This is a genomic window from Paenibacillus sp. QJM3NY_38 (assembly GCF_056173265.1).
On record NZ_CM149665.1, the window covers coordinates 4,725,407 to 4,748,560 of the forward strand.

Annotated in this window: 21 protein-coding genes; 6 read left to right on the top strand and 15 right to left on the bottom strand. The window is 51.2% G+C overall.

Features of this window, described 5'->3' with window-relative positions; all coding sequences use genetic code 11:
• Positions 1-147 precede the first annotated feature (147 nt).
• On the top strand, positions 148-1,188 hold the full coding sequence (locus AC0VZ8_RS21725) for a LacI family DNA-binding transcriptional regulator (RefSeq protein WP_475484357.1): 1,041 nt from the start codon (positions 148-150) through the stop codon (positions 1,186-1,188).
• Between the two features lie 256 nt (positions 1,189-1,444).
• Here AC0VZ8_RS21725 and ylqF read toward each other — a convergent pair whose 3' ends face one another.
• The 12 genes from ylqF to wecB all read right to left on the bottom strand — a co-directional run bounded on the left by ylqF (position 1,445) and on the right by wecB (position 13,444).
• Positions 1,445-2,311, bottom strand: coding sequence for a ribosome biogenesis GTPase YlqF (ylqF, locus tag AC0VZ8_RS21730; RefSeq protein ID WP_194543595.1), 867 nt, complete (start codon positions 2,309-2,311; stop codon positions 1,445-1,447).
• Between the two features lie 54 nt (positions 2,312-2,365).
• On the bottom strand, positions 2,366-2,980 hold the full coding sequence (gene lepB / locus AC0VZ8_RS21735; RefSeq protein WP_036663956.1) for a signal peptidase I: 615 nt from the start codon (positions 2,978-2,980) through the stop codon (positions 2,366-2,368).
• 103 nt (positions 2,981-3,083) lie between these two features.
• A complete protein-coding gene (gene rplS / locus AC0VZ8_RS21740) occupies positions 3,084-3,428 on the bottom strand; it encodes a 50S ribosomal protein L19 (protein ID WP_015736355.1) in 345 nt (114 codons plus the stop codon).
• 498 nt (positions 3,429-3,926) lie between these two features.
• Positions 3,927-7,523 (bottom strand): collagen-like repeat preface domain-containing protein, encoded by a 3,597-nt coding sequence (locus AC0VZ8_RS21745; protein ID WP_475484358.1) that lies wholly within the window; start codon positions 7,521-7,523, stop codon positions 3,927-3,929.
• Positions 7,524-7,688: 165 nt separating this feature from the next.
• Positions 7,689-8,504: a tRNA (guanosine(37)-N1)-methyltransferase TrmD gene (gene trmD / locus AC0VZ8_RS21750; RefSeq protein WP_475484359.1), complete on the bottom strand. Its 816-nt coding sequence runs from the start codon at positions 8,502-8,504 to the stop codon at positions 7,689-7,691.
• Between the two features lie 3 nt (positions 8,505-8,507).
• The gene (gene rimM, locus AC0VZ8_RS21755; protein ID WP_475484360.1) at positions 8,508-9,029 is read right to left on the bottom strand and encodes a ribosome maturation factor RimM; all 522 of its coding nucleotides are present in this window, start codon (positions 9,027-9,029) and stop codon (positions 8,508-8,510) included.
• 111 nt (positions 9,030-9,140) lie between these two features.
• Positions 9,141-9,371 (bottom strand): KH domain-containing protein, encoded by a 231-nt coding sequence (locus AC0VZ8_RS21760; protein WP_006211360.1) that lies wholly within the window; start codon positions 9,369-9,371, stop codon positions 9,141-9,143.
• A 21-nt stretch (positions 9,372-9,392) separates the two neighbouring features.
• The gene (rpsP, locus tag AC0VZ8_RS21765) at positions 9,393-9,665 is read right to left on the bottom strand and encodes a 30S ribosomal protein S16 (protein WP_006211361.1); all 273 of its coding nucleotides are present in this window, start codon (positions 9,663-9,665) and stop codon (positions 9,393-9,395) included.
• A gap of 48 nt (positions 9,666-9,713) precedes the next feature.
• Entirely contained in the window at positions 9,714-11,096 is a 1,383-nt protein-coding gene (ffh, locus tag AC0VZ8_RS21770) for a signal recognition particle protein (protein ID WP_071220054.1), read from the bottom strand.
• Between the two features lie 21 nt (positions 11,097-11,117).
• Positions 11,118-11,474, bottom strand: coding sequence for a putative DNA-binding protein (locus tag AC0VZ8_RS21775; protein WP_475484361.1), 357 nt, complete (start codon positions 11,472-11,474; stop codon positions 11,118-11,120).
• Between the two features lie 137 nt (positions 11,475-11,611).
• Positions 11,612-12,259, bottom strand: a complete 648-nt coding sequence (gene trhA, locus AC0VZ8_RS21780) for a PAQR family membrane homeostasis protein TrhA (protein WP_475484362.1) — start codon at positions 12,257-12,259, stop codon at positions 11,612-11,614.
• A gap of 120 nt (positions 12,260-12,379) precedes the next feature.
• Complete coding sequence (gene wecB / locus AC0VZ8_RS21785) at positions 12,380-13,444, bottom strand: non-hydrolyzing UDP-N-acetylglucosamine 2-epimerase (protein WP_475487735.1); 1,065 nt, start codon at positions 13,442-13,444, stop codon at positions 12,380-12,382.
• A gap of 259 nt (positions 13,445-13,703) precedes the next feature.
• Between wecB and AC0VZ8_RS21790 the strand changes: the two genes are divergently transcribed.
• From AC0VZ8_RS21790 to AC0VZ8_RS21810, 5 genes are all read left to right on the top strand, one after another.
• Positions 13,704-14,732, top strand: a complete 1,029-nt coding sequence (locus tag AC0VZ8_RS21790; protein ID WP_475484363.1) for a glycosyltransferase family protein — start codon at positions 13,704-13,706, stop codon at positions 14,730-14,732.
• Entirely contained in the window at positions 14,729-15,901 is a 1,173-nt protein-coding gene (locus tag AC0VZ8_RS21795; RefSeq protein ID WP_475484364.1) for a glycosyltransferase family 2 protein, read from the top strand. Before AC0VZ8_RS21790 ends, AC0VZ8_RS21795 begins: the two co-directional genes overlap by 4 nt.
• A gap of 29 nt (positions 15,902-15,930) precedes the next feature.
• Positions 15,931-16,941: a polysaccharide pyruvyl transferase family protein gene (locus AC0VZ8_RS21800; RefSeq protein ID WP_475484365.1), complete on the top strand. Its 1,011-nt coding sequence runs from the start codon at positions 15,931-15,933 to the stop codon at positions 16,939-16,941.
• Between the two features lie 19 nt (positions 16,942-16,960).
• Positions 16,961-17,281 (top strand): hypothetical protein, encoded by a 321-nt coding sequence (locus tag AC0VZ8_RS21805; RefSeq protein ID WP_071220048.1) that lies wholly within the window; start codon positions 16,961-16,963, stop codon positions 17,279-17,281.
• Between the two features lie 62 nt (positions 17,282-17,343).
• Positions 17,344-17,547 (top strand): hypothetical protein, encoded by a 204-nt coding sequence (locus AC0VZ8_RS21810; protein ID WP_071220047.1) that lies wholly within the window; start codon positions 17,344-17,346, stop codon positions 17,545-17,547.
• A 92-nt stretch (positions 17,548-17,639) separates the two neighbouring features.
• On the opposite strand, the gene ftsY is transcribed toward AC0VZ8_RS21810, so the two are convergent.
• The 3 genes from ftsY to rnc all read right to left on the bottom strand — a co-directional run bounded on the left by ftsY (position 17,640) and on the right by rnc (position 23,143).
• Positions 17,640-18,641, bottom strand: a complete 1,002-nt coding sequence (gene ftsY / locus AC0VZ8_RS21815; protein ID WP_071220046.1) for a signal recognition particle-docking protein FtsY — start codon at positions 18,639-18,641, stop codon at positions 17,640-17,642.
• 27 nt (positions 18,642-18,668) lie between these two features.
• Positions 18,669-22,238, bottom strand: a complete 3,570-nt coding sequence (smc, locus tag AC0VZ8_RS21820; RefSeq protein WP_475484366.1) for a chromosome segregation protein SMC — start codon at positions 22,236-22,238, stop codon at positions 18,669-18,671.
• 206 nt (positions 22,239-22,444) lie between these two features.
• The gene (rnc, locus tag AC0VZ8_RS21825) at positions 22,445-23,143 is read right to left on the bottom strand and encodes a ribonuclease III (protein WP_071220044.1); all 699 of its coding nucleotides are present in this window, start codon (positions 23,141-23,143) and stop codon (positions 22,445-22,447) included.
• Between the last annotated feature and the right edge of the window lie 11 nt (positions 23,144-23,154).

Here is a 23,154-nt window from a genome sequence, read left to right on the forward strand (position 1 = left end):
ATGTTAAATCGATTGTGCATTTGTAAAGTTGAGGTTGCTATTTTAGCTAATCTATTATACATTTGATTTAAGATATTCAGGTCAATAGCGCCTGGAAGAAACAACGAGACTGGTATGAAGTTGATCATTTGAGGTGAAATCAGATACATGACGAAAGAAAAAGTCACAATTCAAGATATTGCGGATGCACTGGGGATCTCCAGAAATACGGCATCCAAAGCTTTGAACGGCAGCGAAAGTATTCCGGACGAGACGCGCAGCAGGGTTATCAAAAAAGCGATCGAACTGAAATACAAACAATTTGCCTTCATGGAGACGGACAACCTGCTGACTAAAAACCCGGGAAACATCGCTCTTCTTACGGCGAATCTTCCGAGCACCTCCCATTTTGGCTCGCGCTTAATCAGCGGGCTTGAGAAACGAATCAGCGCGGAAGGCTATAACCTGTCCATTCATATTGTCCGGGACATCGATCGAAATTCTCGGACGCTGCCGAACAATTTTGAATCCTCCAAAGTGGATGGAATCATCTGTATTGAGTTATTTGATATGGAATACAGCAAGGAGCTCACAAGCCTCGGCCTTCCTACCGTATTTATCGATTGTGCCGCTGACATGTTCTACCCGGACTTGCAGGCGGATTTACTACTGATGGAGAATGAACACAGCACCTGCCACATGACCAGGCGGCTCATTGAGCAGGGCAACATGTCTTTGGGATTTATCGGGGACATCCATCATTGCAAGAGCTTTAATGAACGCTGGGTGGGATTTAATCGGGCTTTGACCGAAATGGGGATCCGGCTGGATCTGGAACAATGTGTTCTAAACCCGGACCGTGAGTTTTTCTCCGAGTCCGACTGGATGGAGAAGCGGCTGAAACAGATGAAACAGATGCCGTCCGCTTTTGTATGCGCCAATGATTTTATTGCGGTCAATGTGATGAAAGCCTTGAAGAATAACCATATCGCCATCCCCGGCGACATTGCCGTATGCGGCTTCGATAATGCGCCTGAATCGCGCATCGTTGAACCCCATTTATCAACGGTACATATCCATAGCGATGAAATGGGAATTGCTGCGGCCAACATGCTGTTGTCCCGGGTGAAAGAACCGGCGTTACCCTATCAAGTCACGCATATCCAAACAAAACCGCTCTTCAGGGCATCGACTGAAAAAATAGACTAGGGGATTGCAGAAGGAGCTGAGACTCCACCATGGACCTCCAACTGATCCACAAGAAAGACGCTGAGCGACATACTTGGACAGAAGGTCGGAACACGAGGAAAGAAAGTTTTTCTTACGATAGTGTGTGCGGGCATGCCTCTGATGTTTATCCCTTTATTGAAAAAAAAGAACCGTTCTCCCGGTATTCGGGCAGAACGGTTCTTTCGGGTTGAGCTGGAGTGAGAAGCAGTTCATCCTCCCATTCTCCGTTAACGATTCAATAAGGCGATTCCATGGAATATCGCCCTAGTTTACCTGCGCGAAGCTCACGCAGGAAAATGCTTGAGGCTTTTTCCAGATCGACTCTTCCGCCGCTTACGATACAGCCGCGTTTTTTTCCGATCGCTTCCATGACAGCGACAATTTCATCCGGGTTATCCAGATCCGTGGGGCGCTCCTTAAGATCAAAGCGCTCGCTCATCGATTCCCAATAATAGTTGGAGAAATATTTGATCGCAAAAAAGGCAATATCCTCTACATTCAATATTTCCTCTTTAATGGCGCCGGTGACCGCCAGGCGGTACCCTACATTCTGATCCTCGAACTTTGGCCACAGGATACCGGGTGTATCCAGTAATTCCATCTCACCGCCGGCAACCTTAATCCACTGCTGCCCTTTGGTGACACCCGGACGGTCTCCCGTCTCGGCGATGTTCCGGCCGGCAAGCCGGTTAATCAGCGTGGATTTGCCTACATTCGGAATCCCCACGATCAATACCCGCATAGCTCGCGGGTTCATGCCCTTGGCGATTTGTTTGTCAATCTTCTCTTTCAGCAGCAGCTTGATCTGATTCGGAATATCCTTAACACCTGTCCCCGTGGATGCATCTACAGGGAAGGCGGTTAAGCCGTTTTCTTTGAAATGGGCTTGCCATTGCCTTGTTACCTCAGGATCTGCCAAATCGGCTTTGTTCATAATAATGAGCCTCGGCTTGCCCTGCAAAATCTCGTCAATCATCGGATTTCGGCTTGAGAGCGGAAGCCTCGCATCGATCAGTTCAATTACAGCATCGATCAGCTTCAGCTTCTCCTGAATTTGGCGGCGCGCTTTGGTCATATGTCCGGGAAACCATTGTATTGTCAACGTCGTCACCTCTACTTTGCTCTGCAAACTTTCATCGTTTCTATAGCGCCATGGCTAATGGTTGATGAGCCCTATGTCTTTAATCGGCCAGAAGATCAAGTCTGCTCGCCCGATAATATCCCCCAAAGGAACATATCCTATCATACGGCTGTCCGTGCTGTTGGAGCGGTTATCCCCCATCACAAACACATGGCCCTCTGGCACAACGCCGTCCTGAACGAACGAGTTCGGGAAGTCCGTGTTATTGTATAATCTGTTTTCAGCATGCGCTTGATCAATTGCTTCCTGTATGTAGGTTTCATTCACAGGCTCCCCGTTGACAAGCACTTTATCGCCTTCAACTTTAACCGTATCACCAGCAACTGCGATCACGCGTTTAATGAAATCCCTGCCCTCATCAGGAACATGGAACACGATAACTTCTCCACGCTCGGGTTTGCGGATATCATATAAAATCTCGTTGACGATCAGCTTCTGATTGGATACAAAGTTAGGTTCCATGGATGGACCCTGCACAATAAACGGTTTAAAGAGAAGCCAGCGAATGAGAACGACGAGAACCAGAGCAATGAGAAGAGCCTTCAGCCATTCTACAAGCTCGTTCTTAGCCTTTTTGGCCGGTTTCCCCACGTTGGTTTCAATGGCCTCCTGGTGTTGATCTTTCTCCATAACCCACCGTCCTTCCCTATAGATCGCTTTCGCATGATAACGATTTTTGGATATACAAAAGGGGCTTGTATATTCGCACAAGCCCCTTTCTACCGCCTTGTAATTAACGACGAATTTCTTTAATTCTCGCTGCTTTACCGCGCAGTTCACGAAGATAATAAAGCTTCGCACGACGCACTTTACCACGGCGAGCCACTTCGATTTTATCGATTTTAGGCGAGTTGATTGGGAAAGTTCTTTCCACACCAACACCGTAAGAAATTTTACGAACGGTAAAAGTCTCACTGATTCCGCCACCGCGACGTTTAATTACTACACCTTCAAACAACTGGATACGCTCACGAGTTCCCTCGATAACCTTAACGTGTACTTTTAAAGTATCACCAGGACGAAAGCTCGGAATATCTTTACGAAGTTGTTCTTGAGTAATCGCTTGAACGATATTCATCTATGACTCCCTCCTCTCACACAGGTGTTCTTGCATCTTCCGGAAACTTTATGTATTTCCTTCATTATCCGCAGCGGACCACCGTATTCACAACAAAAAAAATAATAACATATTTCGCAGTCCGAATCAAGTGTTTTATCTTTACACCCTCATGGTTAAACCAGTCTTTTCACCGAGCTTTCGTTCATAAAAAACCACTTCCAGCATGAAAAATCATGCGAGGAAGCGGTTAGGCTGAACTACTTAATTTACACTTTCTTTCGAGTCGTGCAAACCTTTGTGGCGCTTGCCATAGTACTCAAGAATATCGTCTACCGTTTGAAATTGGACTTCTGTATGGTTTGTTTCTTCTATTTTTTTGCTTCCTGTTGTTGTCGATGTTCTGTCATCACAAGATGCCTCCCAGTCTCTCAAGTGTTTCTCCAAATACTTATTACCCACCAAAGGAGACGATGCATCAGCCATTTTTAAAAATGACATTGAAGTATACAACAGACGCTATGAGCCGATTCTAAAGATAGAAATTCTTGCAGCGGTTTGCGGTGCCGTTATTGATTTACTGACCGGCGATAAATTATAAAGCTCAACGGTATTACCTGCACTTAAATTGATGACGGCAGAGCCTGAAACTTCGGCGTTGGTTGAATTCGAGTTCATGTTCGCCGTATTCGTAGTATTTCCATTCACAACGATCCCGAATGTGTTCGGAGCTGTCTGACCATTAGCAATAGAAACTTGCCAATTAAAATAGTAAAAGCCTGCTGTCACTATAGTCAGCGTCGTTGTACCATTGAAGGTTACGCCTTGAAGCGTACTGGTTGAGAAAGTAATCGGTGAGTTGATGGCCACATTTTGAGTGGCTCCATTGCTAGCATAGATAACACTTCCACCCACAAGGGTAGTAGAGCCGGTTGGACCCGTCGGGCCTGCCGGACCTGTGGCACCGGTTGCTCCTGTGACCCCTGTTGCTCCGGTGGCTCCCCTTACTCCTGTAGCACCTACTGCACCGGTTGCTCCTGTTGCTCCAGTTGCTCCTGCTACTCCGGTTGCTCCGGTTGCTCCGGTGGCTCCTGTCACGCCTGCAGCTCCCGTTACTCCCGTTGCTCCAGTTACTCCGGTTGCTCCGGTTGCTCCGGTTGCTCCGGTTGCTCCCGTAGCGCCAGTCGAACCTGTTGCTCCTGTCGCTCCTGTAGCTCCTGTGACGCCAGTTTCTCCTGTGGCTCCCGTAGCACCGGTCGGGCCTGTTGCTCCCGTAGCACCAGTTGCACCAGTCTCTCCAGTGGCTCCTGTCACACCTGTCGCTCCCGTAACTCCTGTTGCACCAGTCTCTCCAGTCGCCCCCGTTGCTCCTGCGGCTCCCGTGGCTCCGGTCGCACCAGTACCGCCAGTTACACCAGTTGCTCCCGTAGCGCCAGTCGGACCTGTTGCTCCCGTGACCCCGGTAGCTCCAGTTGCACCAGCCTGACCTGTGGCTCCCGTTGCTCCTGTGACTCCTGTTGCTCCAGTTGCTCCTGTTGCCCCTATACCACCAGTTACTCCCGTAGCCCCCGTTTGTCCTGTAGCTCCTGTTTCACCCGTTACTCCCGTTGCACCAGTCTCTCCAGTTGCTCCAGTTGCACCGGTCGGACCCGTTACTCCCGTAGCGCCTGTCGCTCCCGTGACCCCGGTTGCTCCTGTAATACCAGTTGCACCAGTTACTCCGGTTGCCCCCGTGGCACCTGCTGCTCCCGTTACTCCGGTGGCTCCAGTTGCACCAGCCGGACCTGTAACACCCGTCGCTCCCGTTGGACCTGTAGCTCCTGTTACTCCGGTGACCCCGGTTGCTCCTGTCACTCCTGTCGATCCCGTAACTCCTTTTGCTCCGGTTGCCCCTGTACCGCCAGTTGTACCAGTTACTCCCGTAACACCCGTTGCCCCTGCTGCTCCCGTTGGTCCTGTCGCTCCTGTTACTCCTGTTTCGCCTGTTGCTCCTGCTATTCCCGTTGCCCCCGTGGCACCTGTCGCTCCCGTGACCCCGGTGGCTCCTGGTGCGCCCGTTGCTCCCGTGGCTCCGGTGGCTCCTGTTGCCCCCGTAACACCTGTTTCACCAGTTGCTCCTGTTACTCCCGTAGCCCCCGTTACGCCAGTTGCACCAGTCTCCCCAGTCGCCCCCGTTGCTCCGGTTGCACCCGTTGGTCCTGTTGCACCTGTCTCTCCTGCTGCTCCTGTGGCTCCTGTTGCACCAGTTTCTCCCGTCACGCCAGCTGCACCAGTCTCTCCTGTTGCTCCAGTGGCTCCTGTTACACCTCTGGCTCCCGTTACACCTGTGGCTCCAGTTACTCCCGTCGCTCCCGTTGGTCCTGTAGCTCCTGTTTCACCAGTTATTCCCGTCGAACCTGTTGCTCCGGTGATCCCGGTTGCTCCTGTCACACCTGTCGCTCCCATTACTCCTGTTGCACCGGTCTCTCCAGTTGCTCCTGTTGCTCCCGTTGGTCCTGTTTCACCAGTTACTCCCGTCGAACCTGTTGCTCCGGTGGCTCCTGTTACTCCGGTGATCCCGGTTGCTCCTGTAACACCTGTCGCTCCGATTACACCCGTTGCTCCCGTCACTCCAGTTGCTCCAGTTGCTCCAGTTGCTCCTGCTGCTCCGGTGGCTCCTGTTACACCTGTGGCTCCAGTTACTCCAGTTACTCCGGTTTCTCCTGTTGCTCCCGTTGGTCCTGTCACGCCTGTCGCTCCCGTAACACCCGTTGCCCCCGTGGCTCCTGCTGCTCCCGTGACTCCGGTGGCTCCGGTGGCTCCTGTGGCTCCTGTTACACCAGTTACTCCAGTCGCTCCAGTTACACCCGTCGCTCCCGTTACTCCTGTTCCCCCAGTTGCTCCTGTTGCACCTGTACCACCAGTTTCACCAGTTACTCCCGTTGCGCCCGTCACGCCAGTTGCTCCCGTAACACCCGTTGCCCCCGTGGCTCCTGCTGCTCCTGTGACCCCGGTTGCCCCGGTTTCTCCAGTTGCTCCCGTTGCCCCTGTCGCTCCCGTGACCCCGGTTACTCCGATTGCTCCCGTAACACCTGTCGCTCCGGTTGCTCCTGTAATCCCGCCAGGCGCCCCCGGTGGTCCTTCCGGACCTATTGGTCCCGTAGCACCCATGGCACCTGTTGGTCCGGTTGCCCCCGGCACTCCAGGCAACCCGGTCGATCCGGTTGCACCAGTCGGTCCAATAGCTCCCGTCGCTCCTGCTTCTCCCGTAGGTCCTGTCGCTCCCGTCACGCCCGGCTGACCGTTACCCGGCACGCTTTCCTGGATTGTGAGACCCTGAACGCTCACAGCGCTCGTCCTTGATACAGCTGCCAGAGATTGAACGGCAGCTTGTTGGACAGTCACTGGAATGTTTGACGTCGATACCGCTCCTGAAAGAGCATTCGTATAATTAGTGAGCTGTTCATTCAAAAGCTCCGGCGAAGCTCCATCCAGAAGCGAAGCTTGAATTCCATCCGCTGCTGCTTGCAGCCTACTTAACTGCGGTCCGGAACTCCCTAATCTCGCAGCCTGCCGGTTAATTCCTTGGAGTACTTCTGCAAGCTGCTGCCGCGACGCTGCCCCTGGATTCGTCGCTGCATTCATAATATAAAAAGGCAGATTGTTCATTAAATTGACCAGCGGCACAGCATCCGCACTCGGAAATGCATTCTCCAGCCTAGATTGAATACCTTGTTGTGAAGCCGCGATATCCGTACCGATCTCGCCGCCGACTCCGAGTCGTTCTCCATATGATTGAAACAACGTCATGACTTCGTTCAGTCTTGTTAAGATGCCTTCCAGATTGTCTGCATTGGAAATCCTTGCAATTTGCTGCACGACCAGCCTAAGCCCCCGCCGTTCTCGCATCGAGAACCTCATTCCCGAAACCAGATCGTTAAGGCTCTGCAATTGTATTTTGATAAGCGTGAAATTCTCGTTAACCGGCTGTTCCACAAATGCGCGTAACAGTGACGTTAATTGACGGATCAATGTAACGAATCGAGTGGCTTGGTTCCTTCCTACACGGATTCGTCCAGGTGTAAGTCCCTGAATGACAGCCTTGCTGTCCCTACGCTTCCTTCTTTCTTGCCTCAATCGATTTCACCCCTTACGATCTCATACATCCGCAAACGCCTATTTATCACACTATTCAATTCATACGAATTTTGTTCTGGTGCAAGCGTGAAACCGGTTCGTTAAAGGAATAAAAAAAGAACAGACCTGTGCTCACAGATCTGTTCTTCGATTGAGCAAAAAAACTTATGAGGATCCCACTTCTCGCTGTAGCTTGTCTATATACGCTTGATCCTGTTTGGACAATTCCAGCTTGTCTAACAATTCCGGGCGACGCTCCCATGTCCGCTTAAGCGCTTGTTCCCGACGCCACACGTCGATATTCGCATGATGACCACTTAGCAGGATATCCGGCACTTTCCAGCCGCGAAACTCAGCAGGACGTGTATAGTGCGGATATTCAAGCAAACCTGTGCTGAATGAATCCGTGACCGCCGAGGTTTCATTGCCGAGTACACCCGGAAGTAATCGGACTACAGAATCGATGGCAACCATCGCCGGCAGCTCTCCACCGGTGAGCACATAATCTCCGATGGACAACTCATCGGTAACAAGAAACTCACGAATTCGTTCATCGTAACCTTCGTAATGCCCGCATATAAACACCAGATGGTCTTCCTGTGATAATTCTTCCGCCTTCTTCTGCGTGAAAGTCTCTCCTTGCGGACACATCAGAATGACTCGCGGAGGCTTGGCTGTTCCGGAGACTTCCGCCGGTAACTCCCCTGCAGGATTAGCCACATCATCATGATTCGCGATCTCATTCCCATTGGAAGCAAGAATATCCTCCACCGCAGCAAAAATCGGGTCCGGCTTTAACACCATTCCTCCACCGCCGCCATATGGTGTATCATCGACCTGACCATGCTTGTTTCCCGCATACTGGCGGAAGTTGATGGCATTCAAGCTCACAATTTGTTTTTCGGCCGCTTTCCCCAGAATACTGGAATGAAACACACCATCGAACATCTCGGGGAACAGCGTCAGCACATCAATCCGCATGGACTATAACAACCCTTCCATGAGATGCACGCGGACAAGCTTCGCTTCCATGTCTACATCAAGTACGACATCCGGTATGGCCGGAAGGAGAATTTCTTTTCCCTGAGGCGTTCTGACAACCCATACATCGTTAGCGCCCGGCGTCAAAATTTCGGAGATCGTACCGAGTTCCTCGGCTGGATCTTCGTCGGTCAGCACCTTGCAGCCAATAATCTCATGGAAATAGTACTCGTCCTCCGGAAGCTCCTCCTGAAGATCCGGTGTAATTTTCAGCAGCGAGCCCTTATATTTCTCAGCATCATTGATGCCGTGCAGCTCTTTGAACTTAAGGATATACATGTTTTTATGAAAACGGGATGTATCCACCGTTACTTCAATCTTGCTTCCCTTCTCAGGGACAATGTACAGCTGGCTCTTTGGAGCAAATCGCTGGTCGGCAAAATCCGTATGCGGCATGACTTTAACTTCCCCACGGATGCCGTGCGTATTCACGATTTTCCCTACAGTAAACAACTTTTCAGACATGGTCTTCCTCCTGCATCACTTAATGAACGTTCACACTAGCATGACCGGCTGATTTCTTCAGCATGTACGAAAAAGGGCTAGGACATGCATCCTAACCCCCTTTCGTATATTTTAAGAAATGATATCAACGGTCACCCGTTTATCCATTTTAACCGCCGCCGATGTTACGACTGTACGCAATGATTTGGCGATACGCCCTTGTTTGCCTATGACCTTCCCGACATCGTCAGGATGCACGTACAGCTCATATACAATCAAGTGCTCCTTCTCAACGGTCTTCACAGTCACATCTTCTGGATGATCCACTAAAGCCTTAGCAATAACGCGAACTAATTCTTCCATAGATAACCCTCGCGATCAGTCTTATTTCTGATGCTTCAGCTCATGAAACTTCTTCATTACGCCCGCTTTGCTAAGCAAGTTGCGAACCGTGTCAGATGCTTGCGCACCATTTTGAAGCCAGTTCAGTGCTTTCTCTTCATCGATCTTAACTTCAGCCGGTTGAGCAACCGGATTGTAATAACCGATTTCCTCGATAAAACGGCCATCACGCGGGGAACGGGAATCAGAAACCACCACGCGGTAGAAAGGAGCCTTGTGAGCACCCATGCGTTTCAGACGAATACGTACTGCCATTTGAAAATTCACCTCCTTCAAAAAATGTCCATTCGATATCACCGTGACTTAACGAAACGGGAATTTCATGCCTTTTCCGCCAGTCAAGCCTTTCAGCTGTTTCATGGCCTTGTTTTTGCCGCCTTTAGGACCCATCATATCCGAGAACTGTTTCATCACGCGGCGCATTTCGTCAAACTGCTTGATGAGCCGGTTCACTTCAGCCAGCGAGGTTCCGCTGCCCGCCGCAATCCGTTTACGACGATTATGATTGATAATGTCAGGCTGCTGCTTCTCCGCTGTTGTCATGGAGTGAACAATAGCCTCAATGCGTCCCATCTGCTTCTCGTCCACCTTGAGATCCTTGGCTTGCTTCATCTTGCCCATGCCGGGAATCATATCCATCAGCTGATCCAGGGGACCGAGCTTCTTGACCTGATCCATCTGCTCCAGGAAATCCTCAAACGTAAATTCGGCATTACGCATTTTACGTTCCATTTCCTTGGCCTTGTCTGCATCAATGTTCGATTGTGCTTTCTCGATAAGCGACAGCATATCGCCCATGCCGAGAATCCGCGATGCCATTCGTTCCGGATGGAACGGTTCGAGCGCATCAATCTTCTCGCCAAGTGCGGCGAATTTGATCGGACATCCGGTAACGGCCTTAACCGAGAGGGCGGCACCGCCTCGGGTATCGCCGTCCAGCTTCGTCAGTACGACGCCCGTGAGCGTCAATTGCTGATTGAAGCTTTCCGCGACATTCACCGCATCCTGACCTGTCATCGCATCAACGACAAGCAGGACTTCATCAGGATTCACTACGCTGTGAATCTGCTTCAATTCTTCCATCAGCTCTTCATCGACATGAAGACGGCCGGCGGTATCGATAATGACATAATCGTGACCGTTATCTTTGGCATGCTGGAGGCCCTGTTTTGCGATTTCAACCGGGCTTGTCTTGTCTCCTAGCGAGAACACCGGTACGTTGATCTGACTGCCGAGTACTTCGAGCTGTTTGATCGCCGCTGGACGATAAATATCGCCGGCAACGAGCAGCGGTCGGCTGTTCTGCTTCTGAAGCAGCTTGGCCAGCTTACCCGAAGTCGTTGTCTTACCGGCACCTTGCAAACCGGCCATCATAATAACTGTTGGCGGCTTGTTGCTCTTCGCCAGTTTGGCTTGGCTTCCTCCCATCAACTCCGTCAGTTCTTTATTAACGATGTCAATGATCACCATGCCGGGCGTAAAGCTGTCCATCACTTCCTTGCCGATGGCCTTCTCTTTTACTTTGGATACGAAATCCTTAACCACTTTGAAGTTAACGTCGGCTTCGAGAAGCGCGAGTCTGACTTCACGCATGGCGGCTGTTACATCTTCCTCGGACACCTTGCCTTTACCACGAAGCTTGCTGAACACATTCTGTAGTCTGCTGGTCAATCCTTCAAACGCCATATCCGCCACCTCCGTTCATACTTAATCCCATACTTTTAATCGTTCGACCATATCGGTCATTACATTCTTATCATGTTCACCCAGGTCGCTACGCTCCACCATTACCCGAAACTTATCCAGCTCCCGGATGCGCGTTTCATGCTTGCTCAGGAGCCCCAACTTCTCTTCATAGGACTCAAGGACCTGTTCTGCGCGCTTAATATGCTCATAGACGGCCTGACGACTAATCTCAAATTCACCAGCGATTTCTCCAAGGGAAAAATCATCATGGAAATAATATTTCAAAAAGGTCTGCTGTTTCTCTGTCAGCAGCTGCTCATAGAAATCGAACAGCAAATTGATCCGGTTCGTCTTCTCGAGCCAATTCTCCTGACTCATTTAAGGGCACCCCCTCGTCAAGGAAAAACACTTTACAGTTCGCTTAACGAACCTTATCATACAAAAAACAAAGAAGGATGTCAAGCCATTTCCCTTGTCATCCTTCTCCATGTGCAGGAAGCCTTCTTCCTACCCGTTCAACCGATAGGAAGAAGGTATATCAGTATCGCAAAAAAGTGAAGAATCGAACCCGCCAGCACAAACAAATGCCAGATAGCATGATGGTACGGGAAGCCCCGCCACACATAGAATATGGTACCCAGCGTGTACAACACGCCTCCAATGGCAAGCAAATTCATCCCTTGAGGCGCTACAACCGCTGTTAACGGATTCCAGGCAATAACGATCAGCCAGCCCATCGCAATATAGAATATCGTGGAGAGGAACAGAAACTTCTTGACGAAGAATGCTTTAAACACGACACCGAACAGCGCAATGCCCCATACAATCCCAAAAAGACTCCAGCCCAGCGATCCCCGGATGGCAACCAGCAGGAATGGCGTATACGTCCCTGCGATGAACAAGTAAATGGAAGAGTGATCCATAAACTCAAAGAAATCCTTGGCTTTCCCGTCTCTCAAACCGTGCACGAGCGTGGAGCTCAGATACAGGAGGAGCATCGTTGATCCGTAGATGGTGAAGCTCACCACATGCCAGGCATTGCCTTTCAAACTTGAAAATACGATTAGGAGCACCAGCGCAGCAACGCTAAGCGCCGCTCCTATGCCATGCGTTATTGCATTCGCTATCTCTTCTCTGCGTGGATAAGTGTAAGTATTGGCCATAACAGGTATCCTTTCGCTTGAAATCTTATAGAGGTTATTTCAAAAAAACTGACTTTTTGAACCCGACTTATACTTCATTATACGCCCTTCGGGCATGCAAAATCAAAGCCGTCCCCTATATCAGCCCCTCTGCGATTGAAAGAATCGATGGATGGCGCTGACGATTTGGCGGGACGCGGTGCCGTCGCCAAACGGATTATGGGCTCTGGCCATGCTGTGGTACGCTTCCTTATCCGTCAGCAGCCGCTCTATTTCTGCCTGAACCGCTTCACACTCCGTACCAACGCATTTTAGGGTACCTGCTGTGACCCCTTCCGGGCGTTCGGTTTTATCCCTCAGTACCAGAACCGGCTTCCCCAGTGACGGCGCTTCCTCCTGTATGCCGCCGGAATCCGTCAAGACCAGATAGGAACGCTGCATGATATGATGGAGATCAACGACATCGAGCGGTTCGGTCAAGTGGATTCGCTCGTGCCCCTCAAGCTCTTGCGCGACCGCCTCCTGTAGTACAGGGTTCGGATGGACCGGATATATCACTTCAATGTCAGGGTGCTTCTGGATCACTCGCTTCACAGCCTCAAATACCCCTTTCATCGGTGCTCCCCAATTCTCCCGCCGATGCATGGTCATCAGTATTAAGCGGCTATCTTTCCGTAACTTGTTCTGTATCGGATGTTTAAAAGGAGCCTTTAGCGTCCACTTCATTGCATCGATTCCCGTGTTTCCCGTTACATACACGTGAGCCGAACGATTCTCGGCTTTGAGATTTGCTGCCGACAGCGCCGTCGGGGCAAAATGCATATCCGCCACCCTGCCGATCCACTCGCGATTCATCTCCTCTGGAAACGGCGCGTATTTGTCATACGTCCTCAGCCCTGCTTCCACATGTCCCACCGGAACCTTTGCGTAATAAGCTGCCAATGCACCAATGAATGCCGTTGTGGTATCTCCATGGACCAGCACTAGATCATATTTTCTCGCTTGGAATACCTTCTCCATCCCTTTTAGCAGGTCAGCGCTCAAATTGTATAAGGATTGCCCTTCCTTCATGATATTCAGATCCGTTTGCGTCTGGATTTCAAAAAAACGAAGCACCTGGTCCAGCATCTCCCGGTGCTGGGCGGTTACGCATACGATTGGAGTTAATCCCGGGGCTGACTCCAATTCCTTGACCAAAGGTGCCATTTTAATCGCTTCCGGACGCGTTCCGAATATAACCAGAACATTTTTATGTTTCACGAACCTTCACTCCCCCTCGTTTTATATGAAAAGATAGATCTGAAACCTCATATATTAAGCATTATATGGAAAGTTGATAGATTCGTTCCGGTCATGTGCGTGCTTGTAGAAATCAACCATTTTTCAGCGATTCGGCTTATTCGTCCAATTCTATGAAGCTAGCAATGCATATATTATCCCGAGTACAAAGAAAGGAGGAAACCTCTTGGCTGTTATCATTTATCCGAGAACGATGAACTGGTCGTATATGAAACAGAGACCGCAGCAGCTTATGGCTCAATTGGGCTCGCTTGGTCATCAGGTTTTCTTCGAAAACCTGGCACCGCTGGATAAGGAGTTCAAAGAAATTGAACCGAATGTGTTCCTGTTCACAGATACCAAAACCTTTTTGCACAAAAAGCTGCCTGCCCTTCGCAAAGAACATCCGATTGTCGTCTGGACGACCTGGTCTAAGCTCCGTACGCGCATTTCCACACTCTTCAAACCCGACGTCACCATCTACGACTGCTGTGATGAATTTCCGCATTGGGCAAAATATGAACCCAAAATGATTGATGAAGCGGACCATGTCGTATGTACCGCAGAGGTGATTCACACCCGGTTGTCCCTGGCATATCCGGATAAACCGCTTACCCTGATCCCGAATGGCGCAGACTCTTCATTTTTCCATATTCCATTCAGTGAAAGACCCACCGATCTCCCTCCGGGTCCTGTTGTCGCTTATATCGGCGCCTGGGCTTATTGGGTAGATCATGAGCTGTTCGCTAAGGCGGCCCTTCGTTTTCCGAACGTCCAATTCGTTTCCATTGGAGCTCCTTACGGCAGCTCCGGCGATTATTCGAAGCTCCCCAATGTGCATATACTTGGTGAAAAGCCACACCAGGAGCTCAAGCGTTATCTGACTCATATAGACGTTGCATTGATCCCCTTCCAATATCATCCGATTACGCTGGCAACCAATCCAGTCAAAGCATACGAGTATCTGGCATCCGGTGTCCGGGTATTGTCAACGGCTCTGCCGGAATGCATCGCCATGGAGCCGCATGTTACTACAGCGACCACCCATGATGATTTCTTGGGCAAGCTGTCCTCCATGCTCCATCAGCCGAACACGGAAGAGCATAAATTGGCCCGCATTGCCTACGCCAGAGAGAATCGCTGGGTTGAACGCGGATTGAAAGCCGATCAAGTGATCCGCCAGGCCATCCTGGACAAAGGCATGAACCACCATTGAAACCCTATGCCAGAATCCGTACCCAGCCATTCGGCTACAGGGACATCGATACGACAGCCTACCGTGAACACATCATTCAGGAAATCTCACAAATAGATCATGAGTGGATTCTATGGAGCGGTACCTTGTCTTTTTCCCATAAAAGCGCACAGCATTCCATTCCGATACCACCCCATATTCCAGATCGTATTGCCTGTATATGCATGAACGGCGCCCCTCTGTATTGGAGAAAAACCTGGCTGCTTGCTGCTCTCACCCGCTGGGATAACAGGCTTCCGGCTGCTAAATTTCTGCCTTACGATCTGCTGCCCGCCGATCCAAGCCTTACGATGCATCTGGACCCGACGCAAAATCCTCCGTATCAAAAGGATCTGGAGTATATTCTCCCTATTCTGTCCGCAACAAGAATGCGAGGGAATACCGCCAGTTCGAAAGGGGCTTTATCCCCTGAAATTCCTCCGCAGCCTGTCATCTCCATTCTGATGAGCATTCATAATATGAAGGACACTTTAGGGTGGAGCATCCGTTCCGTGTTGGCTCAATCAAGCGATAAGTGGGAGCTGCTAATAGGCGATGACGGCTCGGAGGACGACAGTCTGGAGGAAGCCTGCGCTTATCTTGACAGCAGAATCCGGGTCCTGTCCCAATCGCGTAACCGCGGAAAGGCGATCATGATGAATCGGCTGTTATTTGAAGCAAAGGGTCGATATATTCTGGAATTGGATGGAGATGACTGGCTGGCACCGGATGCGATTGAACTCCTGTCTGACGCGCTTGACCAGAATCCGGACGGCAGGATGGCCACGGGGCGGTATGGATGCTGGGAACGAACCAGGCAGTTCGGTCCCCTATGGAGAAGAAACGTTGATTCCGGGCATCTTTATTCGTCCTGGTCTGCTTCCTTAAATCGAACGACCCAACATGGGCACCCGCTTGTCCCTCGAATGTATCGCAAGTCATCCTTAATCGCCATTGGCGGCTGGTGGAATCGGGAGGATCGTCTCGGGCGTATCTTCGAAGATATCGATGTCACCGCCAGGCTTCTTAAGCACAGCTCACCGGTTCAGGTCGATGCCGTCTTGTATCATCGCGTCCTTTATGGCAGCAGCACCAGCCAGCGTAACCGCAGCCTCTTCGAAGCCTGGTGTCAGCAAACAGGCAAGAGCTAGACAACGCTTGACAAGGAGGTGATACGTAAATGCATATTGCCGCTTCCGGGTACTATGGAATGGGAAACTTCGGTGATGATTTATTTCTTCACACCCTTCGCCAGGTATTCCACGATCATCACGTCTATCCATGGAACTCCCGATTGGATCCCCGCCAGACGGACGCCTTTATCATCGGTGGTGGCGATTTAATTACACCCTACTCATTCAATTCCTATTACTTCCCTCCGCAGCTTAAAGGACAGCCTACCTGGGTCTACGGTGTCGGCATCGTGGACGCCTACCCGGAACACACCTGGCCTGAGGAGCAGGTATCCGCCTACCGGGAGATAATCTCCAAGGCAAACCGCGCGGTATTCCGGGATGATCGATCGTCGGCCATCGCCAGGCGGGCAGGCTTCCACCGAAATGTTGAAACCGCCCCTGATATGGTATTCGGCTATCGTCAGCCCGATATCCCGGTGAAACGATTCTCTAAGCGCCCCACCGTTGGCGTTGTTGTGTTTTCCTATGAATCGTTCCCGATGGAGAACATGACCAAACTGCTGGGGCATCTTATCGCCAAAGGTTATCATGCCGTCCTTATTCCAGTTATTCATCATCCGGGCAACGCGTACTCCGATTACAACACCTGTCTGCAAATGCAGCAGAAGGTAAGGGAGCTGACCCCTGGCGCTTCCATTGAAACGCTGCCGTTTCTCATGGATATCGAGCTCACCTACAGCTTCATACAATCCGTGGACTATCTGATATCATTCAAGCTTCACCCGACGCTAGCCGCTTTACGCGGCGGCAAGCCTGTACTGGCGCTTAGCACCATGAGCAAAGTGCATAGCCTGCTGAGCTCTTTTCGTCTCGGTCAGTACTTTACGGATTATCGTCAGCCGCTTGATGTGCTGATCGATAAAACCGAAACCTTCCTTAAATATGGCCCTGGTCATGTGGAGCGAATTATGCCCATGATCCGCGCAGCTGAGGAAGAAAGCACCGCTTCGCTTCTGGATTTAAAGAACCATATCGAGGAGCACAACCGTTGGTAATACAGAAAGGAGAATGACTATGTGTTGCTTCCTGTTCTGCAGAAGACTTGCCGGCAGAGTCAAAATGTTAACACGGCAGGTCGAACTTCTAAGCCAGGAAACCAGTCAACTAACCGAACGGGTAGAGTCACTGGAGAGTCAGGTTCTCACGGGTTTAACGATTAATCCGGAGCTGATTCAATTTTTCGAAGTCCGTACAGGCCAACAAGTACGGGTCAGCACAACGTTTGTTACGCTGGAAGGAGTCGTTCTGGCTACTGCTGAAGATGGTGTTCAGCTCCGTGAAGCATCGGGCGACCTTGTGCTGATTCCATTTGCCAATATTACTTCCGTTCAGTAATACCTTCAGATGATACGGAATGTCAGCTTCAAACTTTCATAACGGCAAGGAGGTTAACCGATATGCGCTACGTGGATTGGCTGCAAGGATTTATCGGCTCGGAAACCGAAGTAACGGTGTCGGGAGATGTGATCATCGGCACGCTGACCGAAGTGGGCGAGGGAACCATCACCTTAAAAGTACCACCCATCATCTATGGTCCTCCTACAGATACTGCCATCATCCCGCTTCGTTCGATTGAGTTCGTTCGAATCGTCTCTTCATAAAAATGCATGTGCCCGTAGATTGAACCGAACATGGAAAAGGACCGAAAGTTATACTTTCGGTCCTTTTGTATACATAGCGACTAGACAAGTGCCTAGCCTTGTTGTTCTGCGGCATTCTCTTCTTCTTTAATCAAACCCGCAAAGAGGGCATGAACGAACTGCTCCGAGTCAAAGGTCTGGAGATCGCCCATTTTCTCTCCCAAGCCTACCAGCTTCACCGGAAGATTCAACTCCTGCCGAATTGCGATTACGATGCCGCCCTTAGCCGTGCCATCCAGCTTGGTTAATACGAGGCCGGTCACACCGCTCTTCTCTCCGAACAGCTTCGCCTGGCTTAGCGCATTCTGTCCTGTCGTCGCATCAAGGACCATCAGCACCTCATGCGGAGCGCTCGGGATTTCGCGTTGAATAACGCGGAAGATTTTATTCAACTCTTCCATCAGATTCGTTTTGTTCTGAAGACGTCCCGCCGTGTCGCAGAGCAGAACATCCGCTTGCCGCTGCTTGGCTGCTTGAACCGCATCGAACATAACAGCTGCCGGGTCTGAGCCGGGCTGCTGTTTAATGACTTCAACGCCAACCCGTTCTCCCCATACCTCCAGCTGTTCAATCGCACCTGCACGGAATGTGTCGCCAGCGGCGAGCAAAACCTTCTTGCCCTCCTGCTTGTAACGATGTGCCAGCTTACCAATCGTGGTGGTTTTGCCGACTCCGTTAACGCCGACAAACAGAATGACCGTAATTCCATCCGGATTCTCCCTCAGCTCATTGCTGCTGTCATCACGAAGGAGTCCCATCAGTTTCTCGGACAAGACTGGCTGCAGATCGGCAGCGTCCTCAATCCGCCGTTTCTTCACTTCGGCACGAAGATCGTCCATCAGATCCATCACCGTATTGACGCCGACGTCAGCACCAATCAGAATCTCTTCCAATTCCTCGTAAAATTCTTCATCGATCTTTTTCCGGCGAATGACCAGGTCCGACACTTTCTCGATAAATCCCTTCCGAGTTTTCTCGAGTCCGTCCCGGAACTGTTTTGTTACGTTTTCCGTTTTGCTGGAAATGCTCTCTTTTAACTTCTTAAAAAAGCTCATACGTACCCTCCATGTCGTTATGTTAAATTAGGCAATCTCCGCTTCCTCATTCTCAAGCTTGACGGACACCAGCTTCGACACGCCGCCTTCTTCCATCGTGACGCCGTACAGCACGTCGGCCTCTTCCATCGTTCCTTTGCGGTGGGTGACCACGATAAACTGCGTTTGCTCAGAGAACTCCCGCAGATACTGGGCAAACCGGACCACATTCGCTTCGTCAAGCGCCGCCTCGACCTCATCCAGTACGCAGAACGGAACCGGCTTCACCTGCAAAATGGCAAACAACAGCGCCATAGCGGTTAATGCACGCTCACCACCGGAGAGAAGCTGCAGATTCTGCAGCTTCTTGCCAGGTGGCTGCGCAACGATATCGATCCCCGTCTCAAGCAATCGGTCCGGATCGATCAGGACCAGGTCGGCACGTCCACCTCCGAACAACTTCGTAAATACCGTGCCGAACTCGCGCCGGATCGCATCAAACGTCAGCTTGAAACGCTTGGACATTTCATCGTCCATTTCCTTAATGACCTGGTACAGGGTTGTCTTCGCTTCAACCAGATCCGCCTTTTGCTCACTTAAGAACAGGTATCTCTCATTAACGCGCTGATACTCTTCGATGGCCCCAAGATTGACATCTCCCAGGGAAGTTATCGACCTCTTCAAGTCACGCACTTCGTTCTGAGCGGCAGTGATGTCTTCCGGAATCGGATACCGCTGCTTGGCAAGCTCATAACTCAGCTCGTAGTCCTCGCTTAATTTCTTCAATATATTCTCAAGCTCAACATCGAGCCGGTTTACCCCAATCTCGGTCTGGCGAAGCTGATCATCCACGGCCCGCAGCTGCGTGCGCTGTTCCTTGGTTTCGCTCTCTTCCAGCTCCAGCTTCCGGCTAAGCGCGGTGCGTGCAGCCCGCTTGAATTCCAGCTGCTGCGTAGCCTCTTCCTTCTTCAGCTTGTACTGGTTCAGATCCTCGATCTGCTTTACGCTTTCGCTTTCGTTCTGATTCAGGTCGGCTTGAACGGAGGCCAGCATCGTGCGGTTCTGTTTCTGCTCCTTCACGTGGTTGTCGACATCCGACTGAAGGCGCTTGAGCTGCTCCTCCAGCGAGAAGGTTTCCTGATCCAGCTTTCCTTCGCGAACCTTGAGGTTTGTCAGCTGACTCTGAAGCTCTTCCTTCGCCGACTCATTAGCTTTACGGGCAAATTCTGCAGCTTGGATCGCCAGATGGGTTGATTTCTCTTCCTCCTCCAGCTCAGACAACAGCTTCTGCGCGCGTTCACGGCTTGCCTGAATCTCTTTGGCTTCCTTCTCTTGACTGCTCTTCTCCTCGCCTGCCAGCTCGGCTTGTTCGAGGACGTGGCGCAGCTCATGCTCAAGCTGCTTGCGGTCCCCTGCAGCCTGCTGTTCCTCGATTCGCTTGTCGTCTCCGGCTTTACGAAGCTCGTCCAGCTTATCCTGAGATTCGATCATTTGATTCCGGACGCCTTCAATGCCCTGCTGCAGCTTCTCCAGCTGCTTCTCGGTCTCCGTGATTTCCTGATCCAGCTGCTCCAACTGACGCTTGCGTCCCAGCAGGCTGTTCGTTTTCTTGTGCTGACTGCCGCCTGTCATGGATCCGCCTGCATTGACCACGTCGCCCTCGAGTGTGACGACACGGAAGCGATAGGAGAATCTTGCAGCAATTTTGTTCGCTTGCTCCAAGGTCTCGGCGATCACGACATTGCCCAGAAGGCTGCCGACAATGTTGCTGTATCTTGAATCATACTTCACCAGCTCGGAGCCAAAGCCTACAAACCCGGCTTCTCCTTCTGCCAAGTGCCGATCCGAAGCGGATACGTTCCGTGGACGAATGACGTCCAAAGGCAGGAAGGTTGCCCGTCCTAACTGGCGCTGCTTCAGGAAGGCAATCGCCTGCCTGGATACGGATTCGTTCTCCATGACGATATGCTGAACCGATGCGCCAAGGGCTGTCTCCATCGCAAGCTCCAACTTTTCCGGTACACGAATCAGTTCGGCCACCGCACCATGGACCCCGTGGAGCACGGATTTGCGGGAAGCCTTCAGTACTTCCTTAACCCCCAGCATAAATCCGTCAAAATCGTCCTGAAGCTCTTTCATGGTATCGCGGCGGGAAATCTGCGCCTCCCGCTTCTGCTCCCATTTCCGAAGCGCTCCCTGCGTCTCTTCCTGCAATTTCTGCAGGGATTGATATCGCTCACTCTCGCTGATATAACCGCTGCGGAGGTCTGCAATCTCTTTACCGAAGCGTTCAATACTTCGATCGATGCTATCTTTGCGGCGGAGCAGATCCTCTTTCAGGGCTTCCCATTTACCCGACTCCTCTTGCGCCCGATTCATCCGCCGATCCAGCGCTTCCTGCTGCTGGTCGGCGTAACGGATTTCATTCCGGGCTTGAGCCATTTGGTTCATAAGCTCCAGTAAATTCCCCTTCAAGCTCTCTTCCTGCTGTTGGCTGATTCCGCCGGTTACGCCCACCAGCTTCGCTTCTTCCGCTGACAGCTGGTCCCGCACTTGGGTTAATTCCTGCTGTAGCTCCTGCAGCTTGCTCTTCATGCTCGCAAGCTCGCCTACGCGCGCTCCTAGACGTTGATCGCCTGACTGCAAACTTTCTTCCAGCTGCTCGCGCGTACGTTCCAGGTTGCGGCGGCGTTCCTTGAGCACCTCGCCATAGCCTTCGCTCTTCTCGAACAGCTCACTGAATTGAAGCAGCTGGCTCTGCAGATCCTCAACTTCCTGCTCCAGCTGGCGCAGCGCTGATCTGTCACTTTCCAGCTTGGCATCGTGCGCGGATACAACGGTGGACAGCGCGAGCTGTTCTTCCTTCAGCTGTTCAAGCTTGGCATTGGCCTCGCTCCATGAGGTATGTATCTGTTCGATCTGATACACATACAGCGAGATTTCCTTGTGCTTCAGCTTCTCCCGAAGCTCCTTGTAGCGAATGGCCTTCTCGGACTGCTCTTTGAGTGGTCCGATCTGATCCTCAAGCTCCGTGACCAAGTCGTGGATGCGAAGCAGATTTTGCTCTGTTTCATCCAGCTTGCGTACAGACTCTTTTTTACGGGATTTATATTTAACGATCCCGGATGCTTCCTCAAAAATCCCCCGGCGATCTTCTGAACGTGTACTCAATATTTCCTCGATCCGGCCTTGTCCAATGATGGAATAGGCTTCTTTACCAATTCCGGTGTCCATGAACAGCTCCGTAATATCCTTGAGTCGGCATGATTGCCTATTAATGAAATACTCGCTGTCCCCGCTGCGGTGCACCCTCCTAGTTACGGTTACCTCATTAAAATCCAGCGGTAGTACATGATCCTCATTATCCAGCGTAAGGGAGACCTCTCCATAATTAACCGCTTTACGCGCATCGCTTCCGGCAAAGATAATGTCCTCCATCTTGCCGCCGCGAAGCGACTTGGCGCTCTGCTCGCCAAGCACCCAGCGGATCCCATCGGAAATGTTGCTCTTTCCGCTGCCATTCGGACCTACAACGGCTGTAATTCCCCGGACAAATTCCATCTCCGTCTTGTCGGCAAACGATTTAAATCCTGCTAACTCGATCCGTTTCAAAAACATATTCGAACTATCACCTCTCCTGCTATTGTAACATAAGTAGAATCGGCTTCACCGCCGTCTTTGGACGAGGTCCATCAACGTTATAAGCAGCTGTCCCTTGATCAAAAGACAGACAACGAAAAGAGCAAAAAACAGTCATCCTATCCGGGTCCGGTTATCCGCTTGACTGCTCTTTGCTCTTTGTTTGTCATCACATCAGCGAAGCTTTAGGCATCCGCACGTTTCAGCTGCTTTAAGGCTACTGCCGCTGCCTGCTGCTCGGCTTCTTTCTTGGATCTGCCGCTTCCGCGTCCAAGACATTCGCTTCCCATGTATACCTCCGAGACAAACTCCCGCTCATGTGCCGGTCCTCGCTCTTCTACGATACGATATTCCAGTGCGCCCATGCCGTGATGCTGGGTCAGTTCCTGAAGCTCAGTCTTATAATCGCTCATCTGCGGACGACCGTTGACGGTCACCGTGGGAAAGACATGGTCGCTTAAAAACCGGCGAACCGCTTCCAATCCCTGATCCAGATAAAGCGCCCCCACAAATGACTCAAATACGTCTGCCAGAAGAGCCGGGCGGGTTCGACCGCCCGTCATTTCCTCTCCTTTGCCTAGCAGAACGTAACGACCAAAGTCCAGACCTACAGCGAATTGCACCAGGGAGGGCTCACATACGATAGCGGCCCGCAGCTTGGTTAACTCGCCTTCCGGACGGTCCGGAAAAAGGTTGTATAAGAATTCGCTCACCGTCAGCTCCAGAACAGCATCCCCTAGAAATTCAAGACGCTCGTTGTCCTGGCTCTGACTGAAGCGATGTTCGTTTACATAAGATGCGTGGGTAAAGGCCTGCTTCAGCAGCATTGCATTGCGAAACTGGATTTGAAGTTTATGCTGTAACTGCTTCAGATCTCCACTCAACACACTGTCCC

What these genes read in the sequence shown, in the direction of transcription:
- AC0VZ8_RS21725 (WP_475484357.1), top strand. Translation starts at nt 148, where the DNA reads ATGACGAAAGAAAAAGTCACAATTCAAGATATTGCGGATGCACTGGGG.
- lepB (WP_036663956.1), bottom strand. Translation starts at nt 2,980, where the DNA reads ATGGAGAAAGATCAACACCAGGAGGCCATTGAAACCAACGTGGGGAAA.
- rplS (WP_015736355.1), bottom strand. Translation starts at nt 3,428, where the DNA reads ATGAATATCGTTCAAGCGATTACTCAAGAACAACTTCGTAAAGATATT.
- trmD (WP_475484359.1), bottom strand. Translation starts at nt 8,504, where the DNA reads ATGCGGATTGATGTGCTGACGCTGTTCCCCGAGATGTTCGATGGTGTG.
- rimM (WP_475484360.1), bottom strand. Translation starts at nt 9,029, where the DNA reads ATGTCTGAAAAGTTGTTTACTGTAGGGAAAATCGTGAATACGCACGGC.
- AC0VZ8_RS21760 (WP_006211360.1), bottom strand. Translation starts at nt 9,371, where the DNA reads ATGGAAGAATTAGTTCGCGTTATTGCTAAGGCTTTAGTGGATCATCCA.
- rpsP (WP_006211361.1), bottom strand. Translation starts at nt 9,665, where the DNA reads ATGGCAGTACGTATTCGTCTGAAACGCATGGGTGCTCACAAGGCTCCT.
- ffh (WP_071220054.1), bottom strand. Translation starts at nt 11,096, where the DNA reads ATGGCGTTTGAAGGATTGACCAGCAGACTACAGAATGTGTTCAGCAAG.
- AC0VZ8_RS21775 (WP_475484361.1), bottom strand. Translation starts at nt 11,474, where the DNA reads ATGAGTCAGGAGAATTGGCTCGAGAAGACGAACCGGATCAATTTGCTG.
- trhA (WP_475484362.1), bottom strand. Translation starts at nt 12,259, where the DNA reads ATGGCCAATACTTACACTTATCCACGCAGAGAAGAGATAGCGAATGCA.
- wecB (WP_475487735.1), bottom strand. Translation starts at nt 13,444, where the DNA reads ATGGCACCTTTGGTCAAGGAATTGGAGTCAGCCCCGGGATTAACTCCA.
- AC0VZ8_RS21800 (WP_475484365.1), top strand. Translation starts at nt 15,931, where the DNA reads ATGCATATTGCCGCTTCCGGGTACTATGGAATGGGAAACTTCGGTGAT.
- AC0VZ8_RS21805 (WP_071220048.1), top strand. Translation starts at nt 16,961, where the DNA reads ATGTGTTGCTTCCTGTTCTGCAGAAGACTTGCCGGCAGAGTCAAAATG.
- AC0VZ8_RS21810 (WP_071220047.1), top strand. Translation starts at nt 17,344, where the DNA reads ATGCGCTACGTGGATTGGCTGCAAGGATTTATCGGCTCGGAAACCGAA.
- ftsY (WP_071220046.1), bottom strand. Translation starts at nt 18,641, where the DNA reads ATGAGCTTTTTTAAGAAGTTAAAAGAGAGCATTTCCAGCAAAACGGAA.
- smc (WP_475484366.1), bottom strand. Translation starts at nt 22,238, where the DNA reads ATGTTTTTGAAACGGATCGAGTTAGCAGGATTTAAATCGTTTGCCGAC.